Raw genomic sequence first — 12371 nt, forward strand, 5'->3', positions numbered from 1 at the left:
ACCTGTTGGGGCATCCCTAGGTAACGGTTTATTTTTTATACTTTAGTGAGTTCGACAACAGTGCCTGTTGATGAATTTGCGGCAAATTCGAATTGTTCGAGTTCGCCGTTCTTAATGCGGGAGATACCTCCGCGGTAGACATTCATTTTAATTACATTATTTTGAAAAGGCTCGGGCTTCATAACAATCCAAGAGCCGTCAATCGGACCTTCTTCTTTAAAAGAATCTTTTATCGTTTTTAATACAGAATCGGCAGGAACATTTGGATCAACACGGTCAATGACTTTACTAACGACAATGCCGGCCGCGATACCTGTTAAAATTCCAGCTAAAAATTCTTTAAACTTCATTAAATGTAACCTCCCAACAAGTCTTTTGGTTAAGTGTAACACAAATTAAGGTAAAGCAGTATGATTTCATGAATCAAAAAAATAATTCGATTCCCTAAATTAAATGGAATATTCCTGAATAATCGTCTACACTGAATAGTGTACATATTTAATTTAGAGAACTATTTTCACGAAAAAATAGGTAACTATTTTTACCGAAAAAATGGGAAAACTAATTTTATTGAAAAACTGGGGGCTATTATAATGGAAAAAGACACTTTGAAAATGTTTAAAACATTAACTGAACTACCAGGTGCACCGGGCAACGAACATGCGGTGCGTAATTATATGCGAGAAGAACTTGCCAAGTATTCAGATGAAATAGTTCAAGACAATCTTGGTGGAATATTCGGAGTTAGAAAAGGCCCTGATAATAGTCCCCGTATTATGGTTGCGGGTCATATGGACGAAGTGGGATTCATGGTAAGCGCGGTCACAGACAACGGCATGATTCGTTTTCAAACACTGGGCGGTTGGTGGAGCCAAGTATTACTTGCGCAGCGTGTGGAAATCATTACAAATAATGGTCCAGTAGTCGGGGTTATTGGATCGATACCGCCGCATCTACTAAGTGATGAAATCCGAAATAAACCGATGGATATAAAAAACATGTTGATTGATATAGGGGCGGATGATAAAGAGGATGCGAAAAAGATCGGCATTCGACCAGGCCAACAAATAGTCCCGATTTGTCCGTTTACACCGATGGCGAACGATAAGAAAATTCTTGCGAAAGCATGGGATAATCGCTACGGTTGCGGACTTGCAATTGAGTTATTGAAAGAAGTTCACAGGAAAGAATTGCCGAATACATTGTATTCCGGAGCCAACGTATTAGAAGAAGTGGGGCTTCGCGGCGCACAAGCGGCTGCAACGATGATTGATCCGGATGTATTTTTTGCTTTAGATGCAAGCCCTGCAAATGATGCTTCGGGGGATGAGAATGAATTCGGTCAACTTGGAGAAGGTGCGCTTTTACGTATTATGGACCGCTCTATGGTAACCCATCGCGGAATGCGGGAATTTATATTAGATACTGCTGAAACGCATAACATTACGTATCAGTATTTCATCTCGCAAGGCGGAACTGACGCGGGACGCGTGCATATGACTAATGAAGGGGTTCCAAGTGCGGTCATCGGAATTTGTTCCCGTTATATTCATACGGCTGCATCGATCATTCACACAGACGACTATGCTGCGGCAAAAGAACTTCTTGTTAAACTTGTTACTTCCTGTGATAAAACGACACTTGAGACAATCAAAAGCAACGTGTAATTCGAATTACGATTCGGACCGTTGATTTCCATTCCGGGCGGCGCTTTCCTGCGGGCGAGCGCGAAAATCGGAAAGATAAAGTTCAATCTTTCCCTGCCGCTTCCCTCGCTATGCTCAGTCCAGGGTCTCGGCTGTCTCGCTATTTCCGCGGGAGTCGCCGCCCTCCACTCCAATCAACTACTTTCACAAAACTTTGATTGTCAATATATCCTATATCAAATAGTGTAAATGTAAAAATCCACCAAGGAAAACCAACTCTATTTTAACATGAAGGTGTGAATATTAATGAACTTTATAATCGGAACAACAAATAAAGCAAAGCTCCGAGCGTGCGAAGAGGTATTAAAAGAGTACTATCCACATTCGAAAATTACTGGGAGAAGTGTCAGTTCAGATGTTTCAGAACAACCTTTCGGGGATGAGGAAACGCAAGTGGGGGCGTTGAATCGTGCAAGGAACGCGAGTGATTCTGAAGAAAATGCCATCGGGATCGGGTTAGAGGGCGGCGTTAGATTGATCAATGAGCAGCTATACATATGCAATTGGGGAGCGTTACATCTACCTGACGGAACCGAATTCACTGCAGGCGGAGCGCAAATCCTTTTGCCCGATGAAATTGCACGTGAAGTGCGAAGCGGAAAAGAATTGGGACCTGTCGTCGATCATTATTTTAGTAAGAAAAATGTTCGCCACAATGAAGGAGCAATCGGCATATTGACGAATGGAGCAGTTAGTAGAACAGATCTTTTTGCACACGTCATACATCTATTAATCGGTCAATGGCGATATTCAACTGTAATAGAACAAAAGAAGTAGTCCTTTTCTACAGTCTAATGGGTTGCAACTACGCATAAACAACCTTAAAATAATAATATACACTAAACAGATTGGAGGAAATCGAATGTTCCGCTCATGGAAATTCATATTCCTTGTAATAGTATCAGTTTTTTTTCTTGCAGCATGCGGTAAATCCCTAGAAGTCAGAATAGGGGAAGGTTTAAGATCTGCTGAAAAAGTATTTTATGAAAACAATAAAGTTGCAAATGAGCAAATCGATGGCGTAAAATTTTATAAGCCGAGTGAATTCACTATTAAAGAAGGATCAGATTCCCAAAACATCATTTTAACGACGAAAAAAGATACTTTCATCTTGTTCAATAATCCAAATGAAAAAATGGACAGCCGCCTCTTTTATGATTTATTGAAAGCAGACGATACGAAAAAAATTATTGACGAAAAAACATTTACTGACGGAGATATATTTGGATTCGCTGCAGTGGTTGAAAATAATGACACAGTGGAATTAATAGCAAGTGTAGGCGGTACAAAAATCACAACACTCGCGAAAAAAAGAGATGTAGCAAGTCATTTAACAGTTATGATGGAAATACTGCGTTCAATTCAGAAAAAATAATAACAAAAAAATAACGAACGGTATGCCGTGAAGTACGACGGAAACCGTTCTTTTTAATGGAGGATGTTTAAATAATGAAATCGAATGAACTTGTAAACATTCTTAAAAAACGTTTGCCTTCAGATAATTTCGTATGGAAATTCGATGCGAAAGCAGATAAAGTCCGTCTTGATCATAAATTATTGAACAAGGGGATGGATATTTCATTACCCGAGATCATTTCGAAATATAATGAGAGAAAAGATGTTGCGATAGATGAAATCGTCTATACGATCGAAGCTACATTCCAAGCAATGGAAATCGAGCATACGGAAGGGTTTAAAGCTGACAGACCGGTTTACCCGGTTATTAGATCGACTTCTTTCCCGGAAGAAACAGCCGAAGGTAAACGTTTCATCATGAAAGATCATACAGCTGAGACAAGAATTTACTATGCTTTGGATTTAGGAAAAACATATCGTTTAATTGATGAAGGCATGTTGGATGCACTTGGTCAAACCGAAACTGAACTAATGGAAGCGGCGCTTTTTCGCGTCAGGTCATTACCGACATCTATGAAAAAAGATGAAGTTGACGGTAATTTCTACTACTTCATAAATAACAATGATGGGTACGACGCGAGCCGTATTTTGAATAGCGCATTCCTAAAGGAAATGGAAGGAAAAATTGAAGGAGACATGACCGTTTCAGTTCCGCATCAAGATGTGTTGATTATCGGTGACATTCGAAACAAGACGGGTTATGACGTACTTGCGCAAATGACGATGCATTTCTTTACTAAAGGGACTGTTCCAGTCACATCGTTGTCTTTTATCTATGAAGACGGAAAATTAGAGCCTATTTTCATCATGGCGAAAAATCGTGTTGCACGAAGGAAAGGAAAATAGTAAAATGATTATTTTTTATAATGAAAAAGGTGTTGGAGATGTACTATTAGTACAGCTTGAATTAGAAAAGTCGAAAGAAATTTTGACGGAAAAACTCGGTGATGTAGCTGTTATAAAAGATGCGGAAACACAAAAAGCAGTCGCGTTCAATCTATTTAACGCTTCAAAATATTTAAAAGTGGAAGCGAACGGAGAAGTTGAATTAACGGAAGAAATTATCGAGAAAGTACGACTCGCGCTACGTGAGAATAATGTGGATTTGGAGCTTGATGTTGATTTATCGCCAAAGTTTGTTGTCGGCCACGTTATTAAAAAAGAAAAGCACCCCAATGCTGACAGACTTAATGTTTGTACAGTAGATGTTGGAGATGAAACGCTTCAAATAGTTTGCGGGGCTTCGAATGTAGACGAAAATCAAAAAGTAGTAGTCGCAAAAGTGGGAGCAGTTATGCCTTCCGGTTTGGTCATCAAAGATGCTGAACTTCGCGGAGTTCCGTCGTCAGGAATGATTTGCTCTGCATCTGAATTAGCTTTACCGGATGCGGAGGAAGGTTCGGGCATCCTGGTTCTAGACGAAAAAAGTGTTATTGGACAACCATTTATAAAGTAACAAACGAAAAAACGTACCTTGTGGTACGTTTTTCTTATTTTAGTATAAAATTTGATTTAAGCTTTGTTAAACTGCTAAAATAGACTAATCGATATGAAATGAGTGATTTACTTGAGTTGGTTTAAAAGAATACTAGACCGATTAGTTACTGAAAAAGATGAAGAAAGCGAAGATGCATTCGAACAACATGCTAACGCTACAGTAGAGCAGGAAGTAAAAGAACGTCCAACATTTCGTTTTCCGATCATTACGGATGCTGAGATTTATGGTTGGGACGATGACGAAGAGAATACTCAAATTATGAAAATTAAAAATGAGCCCCAAAAAACGATTGATGAAGAATTTGAAACGGTCCCGCTGTATCAAAATGAAAGATGGCCTGGAAAAAAAGTTCAAACGAATATTCATCGATCAGGTAAACAAAAGGAAAATACCAAGATTGTTGAAACTGAAACCATCGAAGAACGGGTTGAACCTAAACCGCTTTTGAAAGGAACGCGGAGTTTCAGCGCGACACATGTACCATCGCCTATATATGGTTTTTCGGATCGGAAACCGACCCTAGAAGAACTCAAACTTAAATCTAAACTTATGGAACAGTTGAATGACAAATTCACACTGCAAAAACCAGTTGAACCTACAATAAACGATGAACAGCCTATGATAGGTTCCTATGAAAACTCTTTCTTGGAACCAGATGAAGTGGTGGAAGAATTATTTCAGGATGAAGAAATAATTCATCGTAATGAAGAAGTCGAATTTAATTCTGAGCCTGTAGAGCCAGTGGAAGACAACTTTACAATACAGAAAGAAGAACTAGAAGAATCTACTATAGTAGAAGAACAACCTATTTCGGATTCCTATCATGAGTATATTTTGGAATCAGAAGGACATGAAGAAGAATCGATAATGGGAGAAGAACCCTTTGTTGAAAACGAACCAGAACCGGAAACGGAACCGGAACCGGAACCAGAACCAGAACCGGAACCAGAACCAATAATCAAACCATCGAATGATGAAGTTGAACGACAGCCAGAAAGGAATAAAGAACGCATCGTTCCTTTCAATGTATTAATGTTGAAAAGTGATAAAGCAAAGCTTGCCACCAAACAACCAGTACAGAATAATAAACAACCGGAAGTAATAGAACAAAAAGTTGTTGCAGAAGAAATAACGAGTCATTCTGAAAACCCGGAAGAAGAACATTATGTATTTCCATCATCGGATTTATTAATCGCGCCTGAATTACAAATCGAAGATACGGAATGGCTTCAATCCCAATCTGATAAACTTGAAGAGTCCTTATCACATTTCGGCGTGCAGGCAACAGTAATTGAAGCTGTTCAAGGACCTACAGTAACCCGTTTTGAATTGACGGTAGGGCAGGGGACCAAAGTCAGTCGCGTTCGGAACTTGACGGATGATTTGAAACTGACATTAGCTGCAAAAGAAATAAGGATTCAAGCGCCGATTCCGGGTAAAAGTTCAATCGGCATTGAAATACCCAACCGAAAAACAAGACCGGTTCGAATATCCGAAGTCATTAATTCAACGGAATTTCAACAGTCAACTTCGCCGCTCGAGGCAGTTCTTGGCCTCGGCTTAACTGGCGAGCCTATAACGCTAGATTTGCGAAAAATGCCGCACGGATTAATTGCCGGAGCCACAGGATCTGGTAAATCAGTTTGCATTAATTCACTTCTTGTCAGTCTGCTTTACAAAGCAACGCCTACAGACTTAAAGATGATGCTTATTGATCCGAAAATGGTTGAGTTGGCACCGTTTAATGGAATACCGCATCTAATCAGTCCTGTTATTACAGATGTGAAAGCAGCGACAGCCGCTTTAAAGTGGGCAGTCAATGAAATGGAAAGACGGTATGAACTCCTGGCGCATATGGGCGTCCGCGATATTGAACGCTATAACAAAGTTGCGGAGGATAACGGCCAATATTCATTGAAGATGCCTTATCTATTAATCGTCATCGATGAACTTTCAGATTTGATGATGATGTCGCCAGCTGATGTAGAAGTGTCGATTATTCGAATTGCCCAAAAAGCGCGGGCTTGCGGAATCCATTTGATCATCGCTACCCAACGTCCGTCCGTTGATGTTATTACGGGTACTATCAAAGCAAATATACCGACACGTATTGCATTTTCCGTTTCATCGCAGGTTGACTCTAGAACAATTATCGATACAATAGGTGCAGAGCGCCTTCTTGGCAAAGGGGATATGTTGTATCTAGGAAATGGTCAATCAGCCTCTGTTCGATTGCAGGGCACATTTGTAACGGATGACGAGATTGAACGTATAATAGAACATGTTCAACGTGAAGCTGCGCCCGAATATTTGTTCGGGCAAGAAGAGTTATTGAAAACTGCGGTTGAGGAAGAGGAAACGGATCCTTTATTTGAGGAGGCTTGTTTATTTATTTACGAGCAAGGAAGTGCCTCTACATCACTCTTGCAACGCAAGTTCAGTATTGGCTATAACCGAGCTGCGAGGTTGATGGACAGTATTGAAAAGCATGGCTTCATTTCGGAGCAAAGAGGTAGTCGCGCGCGTGATGTTTTCATAACGGAAAGCGATCTAGAACGGCTCGCGGAAGTTACTTCTTATTAATATATATAACTAACCTATAAATTCATTATTTATAGTTACCTATAAATGCATAATTTATAGTTGAAACGGGAATAATTAAACGAGTATTAAGGGTACCAAAAAGGTCCCAGGAGGTTACCATATGACATTGTTTCATTTTGTAGGAATCAAAGGATCAGGCATGAGTTCACTTGCTCAAATCCTTCATGATTCCTCTCATAAAGTACAAGGTTCCGACGTGGAGACATATTTTTTCACGGAGGATGCTTTGAATGAGAGAAATATATCGATTTATCCATTTGATGAAAATAATATAAAAGAAGGCATGACAGTAATTGCGGGAAATGCTTTTCCGGACAGTCATCCTGAAATTGAGAAGGCGCTGGAATTAGGGCTCGAAGTCGTTCGTTATCACGACTTTCTCGGAGATTATATGCAAAAGTTTATCTCGATTGCAGTAACGGGTTCCCATGGCAAGACATCCACGACTGGGCTCCTTGCCCATGTCATTTCCGGTCACGCCCCGACTTCGTATTTAATCGGTGACGGGACTGGGAAAGGGATAGAAGATGCTGAGTATTTTGCCTTTGAAGCATGCGAATATAAACGTCATTTTCTAGCTTATAATCCAGATTATGCAATTATGACAAATATTGACTTTGATCATCCGGATTACTTTAAAGATTTGGATGATGTTCTTGATGCTTTCGGGGATATGGCTTTACGCGTGAAGAAAGCACTTATCGCATGCGGAGACGACAACCATTTACAAGAGATCCAGGCAAATGTTCCTGTCGTTTATTATGGTTTTGATGAGTCCAATGATTTTGCTGCGAAAAATATCGTAAAAAATTCGGAAGGTTGCACATTCGATGTTTATGTGCGAAGTGAATTGTACTATACGTTTACAATCCCGTTGACAGGCGATCATGCGATTCTGAATGCGCTGGGCGTTATCGCTTTATGCCATTATGAAGGAATTCCGGCTGCTGTCATCCAAGAGAGACTGTCGACTTTTCATGGCGTGAAGAGAAGATTTACAGTGATGGAAAGTAAAGGCAGTGTCATCATTGATGATTATGCGCATCATCCAACTGAAATTAGGGCAACTTTGCAATCTGCTAAACAGAAGTATCCGAACAAAGACATCGTCGCCGTTTTTCAGCCACATACATTTACTCGTACCGCGGCTCTTTTAGATGAATTTGCGCATAGTTTGGAAACAGCCGATCATATTTACTTATGTGACATTTTTAGTTCAGCTAGAGAAAAATCAGGCGCGATATCAATCAATGAATTACTTCAAAAGCTACCAGGTGCGAAACATCTGCAACTTGAAAATATCGAAGAGCTAGAACAATATGGCAATGCGGTTTATCTATTCATGGGCGCCGGTGACGTTCAAAAATATTTAAATGCATTCAAAGAATTGGTTAGTGAAGAAACAGCTTGATTTATTGAGATCAAGCTGTTTTTTATTAAAAAATAATGATTTTTAAAGGGTTTTGATGAATGATGTCGAAGTATAACTAAGACATAACGTTTAAACTTTGAAAGAATAGGGTAAAACAACATTATGTTAGTGAAAATAAGGAGGACATGCCATGGAAAATTTGTTGTACATAGCAGCTATCGTCGCTGCGATCGCATTTTTGATATTATGCGTAAGTCTTGCGATGACATTGTTCTCATTAAAAGGGACGTTGCAAAACGTTTCTGAAACAATGGAAGGCCTATCTGCTCAACTTGAAGGTGTAACAACTGAGACGACGGAACTTCTCCAGCGGACGAATAATCTTGCTGATGACATTCAACAAAAATCTGAAAAACTGAATTCTGTTGTCGAAGCTGTCAAAGGAGTCGGTGATTCAGTAACAGGCATTAACACGTCTGTGCGCCGCGTAACAGACTCAGTCACATTGGAAGCTGAGCGCAATAGCGACAAGGTCGCTCAAGTGATCCAGTGGAGTCAGGTAGCGATTGGTGTACTAGATAAGTTGAAGGAACGTCGTGGAAGTTCACGAGGCTGGAAAAGTTACACGCCAAAGTAGATAAGTTAATGATGCTAGTTGGCATTACTCTCGAATGGATTCTTATCATGATAAATAATTAGGAGGAATCGCAATGAATAACAAAGTAAAAACAAACTATAATAACCCAACAGAGAATGGTCAATCGTATATGCCAAACCAATATGACTATAATGATCGTGGTTACACAGATTCGTTTTATGATGAATACGAATACGTAGATTCAGGGACAGGAAGCTTTTTATTCGGTGCAATTGTCGGTGGAGTCATTGGAGCGGCAGCAGCACTATTCCTGGCGCCGAAAACTGGCAGAGAGATGCGAGAGGACTTATCAACGCAAGCTAGCCAATTGAAGGAAAAAGGAATCGAAATCGGCACAGTGGCGAAGGACAAAGCGACGGAATTTACAACGATTGCAAAAGATAAAGCAACGGAATACTCTTCGGCAGCAAAAGATAAGGCAACCGAATATTCTTCAGTGGCGAAAGATAAAGCATCTGAATTTTCCAATGTAGCTAAAGAGAAAACCGGGGAAGTAACAAAGTCGCTTCAAGAACAATCCGGCCAGTTAGTTGATAAAGTAAAATCGATCAGATCGAAAACTACTACTATTCCATTAGATGACGGAACGGTTTCAGCTGAAGGCGAGGAGCCTACTGAATACGTCGAAAAAGCCGTACAACAACTTGATGACGAAGATGTTGTTACAACAACTGCCGAAGCTATTAAAGATGCAGTAACAAAAACAGAAACATCTAACAAATAATAGTCGGAACCCCTAAATCAGATTTACTGATTTAGGGGAATTTATTTTTCGAATACTTATAAAATGAAGAATAAAAGCGAATAATGTTAGAAATAGTTAGATTATGCGTGACTTTTCCATAAGTCTTCTCTATAATGAGTCTATTATCAAAAATTCTTACATTCATTCAGACAGGAATATATGGATGAATTGTACGGGGAGGAGATGGAACATATGGGACACCTTAATCTAGATGAATTAAGAGACCAAGTAAGCAAATTGAATACTAGAATTTTAGACCTTATCAATGAGAGAACAGAGCTTGTTCAAGAAATTGGAAAAGTAAAAGAAAAGCAAGGTGTCAATCGATATGACCCGATCCGAGAACGTGAAATGCTTAATTCCCTTAAAGAATACAATCAAGGACCACTTCCGAATGGCGTAATGGAACAAATCTTCAAAGGAATTTTCATGTCAGCATTGGAGATTCAAGAAGACGAACAACGCAATGCACTTCTTGTCTCACGCAAGCGCAAAAAGGAAGATACTATTGTAGATGTAAACGGAGTTGCCATCGGAAACGGTGCGCCATCCTTTATATTCGGGCCTTGCGCTGTTGAATCTTACGAGCAAGTTTTAGAAGTAGCGCAAGCTATTAAAGAAAAAGGACAAAAGCTATTAAGAGGCGGGGCTTATAAGCCGCGTACATCTCCGTACGATTTCCAAGGACTTGGCATAGAAGGTTTGAAAATTTTGAGAAGAGCGGCTGATGAAACAGGTCTCGCGGTAATCAGTGAAATTATTACTCCTTCACATCTTGAGGAAGCACTTGAATACGTTGATGTTATTCAAATCGGTGCTCGTAATATGCACAACTTTGAATTGCTCAAAGAAGTGGGCTCCGTAAATAAACCAGTTCTTCTAAAACGAGGTCTAGCTGCAACGATTGATGAATTCATAAATGCAGCTGAATATATTATTTCGCAAGGCAATGATCAAATCATTCTTTGTGAGCGCGGAATACGTACATACGAGCGTGCGACACGTAATACGCTAGATATTTCTGCGGTTCCTATATTGAAACAAGAAACACACTTACCAGTATTCGTGGATGTCACTCATTCAACTGGTAGACGCGACCTATTAATTCCAACCGCGAAAGCAGCAATTGCTGTCGGAGCAGATGGCGTTATGGCAGAAGTGCATCCAGACCCAGCAGTAGCTCTATCAGATGCAGCTCAGCAAATGGACCTTAACCAATTTGATGAGTTTTATGCTTCAATGATGGACTTTATGAAAACTCACGAGTAAAGTAGTAATTGAGCGCCGGGCCATTCATGGTTCCGGCGTTTTTACTAGGAGAGGAGAAATAACTTTAATGGCAGTAACAATTTATGATGTAGCGCGAGAGGCTAATGTTTCAATGGCGACGGTTTCGCGTGTAGTTAATGGAAATCCAAATGTTAAACCATCCACAAGAAGAAAAGTTCTAGGAGTCATTGAAGAACTAGGTTATCGACCGAACGCCGTTGCGCGCGGATTGGCAAGCAAAAAAACAACGACAGTCGGCGTCATTATTCCCGATATCTCAATCAACTTTTACGCAGAACTAGCCCGAGGAATCGCAGATATAGCAACGATGTACGAATACAATATTATTGTGTCAAACTCTGATGAGCGACCTGATCGGGAAGTTGAGTTGCTTATTGATCTTTTCGGTAAACAAGTCGATGGTTTAATCTTTATGAGTGATGCGCTTTCAGACGAAGTTCGCACAGAGATGTCTAGAGGCAATGTTCCAGTAGTATTGGCGGGCACATTAGATGAAGCAGGTCAATTTGCAACGGTTAACATCGATTTTGAACAAGCTGCTTATGAAGCAGTTTCAAAACTGATCGCAAATGGACATAATCGGATCGTGTTCATTACAGGTCCTCTCACAAGAGATATTAACGGCGCCAAGAAACGAGGCTACGAACGCGCGCTAAAAGAAGCCGGCATCGATTTCGATGAGGAGTTAATTATTGAAATTGAAAATTCATACGATAGCGGCTATGAATGTTGGAGAAACATCAAAGGATTTGCAACTCAACCAACTGGAATATTTGCAACAAATGATACACTTGCAGTCGGTGTATTAAATGGTATTCGCGATGATGGATTTTCAGTTCCGAATGATTACGAACTAATTTGTTTTGAACATTCAAATCTTGCGCGAATCGTCAGACCGCAACTGACCTCCGTAGCTGTTCCGCTTTATGATTTAGGTGCAGTCGCCATGCGTTTGTTGACAAAGTTAATGAATAATGAAGAAGTTGAAGAGAACAAGGTTGAACTCCCTTATCGATTTGAAGATCGCGATTCTCTAAAATAAAACGAAGAACAGCCCTTACCCGGATTAATACCGAATTAAG

Annotated in this window: 12 protein-coding genes; 11 read left to right on the forward strand and 1 reads right to left on the reverse strand. The window is 40.1% G+C overall.

From position 1 onward, the window contains the following. Positions 1–35 precede the first annotated feature (35 nt). Positions 36–350 carry a hypothetical protein gene (locus tag G8782_RS11050; protein ID WP_172371056.1) on the reverse strand — a complete coding sequence of 105 codons (315 nt, stop codon included), beginning with the start codon at positions 348–350 and terminating at the stop codon, positions 36–38. A 243-nt stretch (positions 351–593) separates the two neighbouring features. Between G8782_RS11050 and G8782_RS11055 the strand changes: the two genes are divergently transcribed. The 11 genes from G8782_RS11055 to ccpA all read left to right on the forward strand — a co-directional run bounded on the left by G8782_RS11055 (position 594) and on the right by ccpA (position 12331). Then, on the forward strand, positions 594–1667 hold the full coding sequence (locus tag G8782_RS11055) for a M42 family metallopeptidase (protein WP_172371058.1): 1074 nt from the start codon (positions 594–596) through the stop codon (positions 1665–1667). A gap of 285 nt (positions 1668–1952) precedes the next feature. Beyond that, a complete protein-coding gene (locus G8782_RS11060) occupies positions 1953–2483 on the forward strand; it encodes a DUF84 family protein (protein WP_172371060.1) in 531 nt (176 codons plus the stop codon). A gap of 85 nt (positions 2484–2568) precedes the next feature. Then, positions 2569–3081 carry a hypothetical protein gene (locus G8782_RS11065; RefSeq protein WP_172371062.1) on the forward strand — a complete coding sequence of 171 codons (513 nt, stop codon included), beginning with the start codon at positions 2569–2571 and terminating at the stop codon, positions 3079–3081. A gap of 74 nt (positions 3082–3155) precedes the next feature. Beyond that, a complete protein-coding gene (locus tag G8782_RS11070) occupies positions 3156–3968 on the forward strand; it encodes a DUF1444 domain-containing protein (RefSeq protein ID WP_172371064.1) in 813 nt (270 codons plus the stop codon). A gap of 4 nt (positions 3969–3972) precedes the next feature. Further along, positions 3973–4578 (forward strand): YtpR family tRNA-binding protein, encoded by a 606-nt coding sequence (gene ytpR, locus G8782_RS11075; protein WP_172371066.1) that lies wholly within the window; start codon positions 3973–3975, stop codon positions 4576–4578. 111 nt (positions 4579–4689) lie between these two features. After that, complete coding sequence (locus tag G8782_RS11080; protein ID WP_172371068.1) at positions 4690–7203, forward strand: DNA translocase FtsK; 2514 nt, start codon at positions 4690–4692, stop codon at positions 7201–7203. A gap of 121 nt (positions 7204–7324) precedes the next feature. Then, positions 7325–8635: a UDP-N-acetylmuramate--L-alanine ligase gene (murC, locus tag G8782_RS11085; RefSeq protein ID WP_172371070.1), complete on the forward strand. Its 1311-nt coding sequence runs from the start codon at positions 7325–7327 to the stop codon at positions 8633–8635. A 151-nt stretch (positions 8636–8786) separates the two neighbouring features. Next, positions 8787–9233 carry a DUF948 domain-containing protein gene (locus G8782_RS11090; RefSeq protein WP_172371072.1) on the forward strand — a complete coding sequence of 149 codons (447 nt, stop codon included), beginning with the start codon at positions 8787–8789 and terminating at the stop codon, positions 9231–9233. Between the two features lie 73 nt (positions 9234–9306). Continuing rightward, positions 9307–9978 (forward strand): YtxH domain-containing protein, encoded by a 672-nt coding sequence (locus G8782_RS11095; RefSeq protein ID WP_246231642.1) that lies wholly within the window; start codon positions 9307–9309, stop codon positions 9976–9978. Positions 9979–10191: 213 nt separating this feature from the next. After that, on the forward strand, positions 10192–11268 hold the full coding sequence (locus G8782_RS11100) for a bifunctional 3-deoxy-7-phosphoheptulonate synthase/chorismate mutase (protein ID WP_172371081.1): 1077 nt from the start codon (positions 10192–10194) through the stop codon (positions 11266–11268). Positions 11269–11335: 67 nt separating this feature from the next. Further along, positions 11336–12331 carry a catabolite control protein A gene (gene ccpA, locus G8782_RS11105; RefSeq protein WP_172371083.1) on the forward strand — a complete coding sequence of 332 codons (996 nt, stop codon included), beginning with the start codon at positions 11336–11338 and terminating at the stop codon, positions 12329–12331. Positions 12332–12371 lie beyond the last annotated feature (40 nt).

Source organism: Sporosarcina jiandibaonis (assembly GCF_013184495.1).
GTDB classification, from domain to species: Bacteria; Bacillota; Bacilli; order Bacillales_A; family Planococcaceae; genus Sporosarcina; species Sporosarcina jiandibaonis.

Bases quoted from the DNA above. Each gene is read 5' to 3' on its own strand.
- G8782_RS11050 (WP_172371056.1), bottom strand. From the start codon at position 350: ATGAAGTTTAAAGAATTTTTAGCTGGAATTTTAACAGGTATCGCGGCC.
- G8782_RS11055 (WP_172371058.1), top strand. From the start codon at position 594: ATGGAAAAAGACACTTTGAAAATGTTTAAAACATTAACTGAACTACCA.
- G8782_RS11060 (WP_172371060.1), top strand. From the start codon at position 1,953: ATGAACTTTATAATCGGAACAACAAATAAAGCAAAGCTCCGAGCGTGC.
- G8782_RS11065 (WP_172371062.1), top strand. From the start codon at position 2,569: ATGTTCCGCTCATGGAAATTCATATTCCTTGTAATAGTATCAGTTTTT.
- G8782_RS11070 (WP_172371064.1), top strand. From the start codon at position 3,156: ATGAAATCGAATGAACTTGTAAACATTCTTAAAAAACGTTTGCCTTCA.
- ytpR (WP_172371066.1), top strand. From the start codon at position 3,973: ATGATTATTTTTTATAATGAAAAAGGTGTTGGAGATGTACTATTAGTA.
- murC (WP_172371070.1), top strand. From the start codon at position 7,325: ATGACATTGTTTCATTTTGTAGGAATCAAAGGATCAGGCATGAGTTCA.
- G8782_RS11090 (WP_172371072.1), top strand. From the start codon at position 8,787: ATGGAAAATTTGTTGTACATAGCAGCTATCGTCGCTGCGATCGCATTT.
- G8782_RS11095 (WP_246231642.1), top strand. From the start codon at position 9,307: ATGAATAACAAAGTAAAAACAAACTATAATAACCCAACAGAGAATGGT.
- G8782_RS11100 (WP_172371081.1), top strand. From the start codon at position 10,192: ATGGGACACCTTAATCTAGATGAATTAAGAGACCAAGTAAGCAAATTG.
- ccpA (WP_172371083.1), top strand. From the start codon at position 11,336: ATGGCAGTAACAATTTATGATGTAGCGCGAGAGGCTAATGTTTCAATG.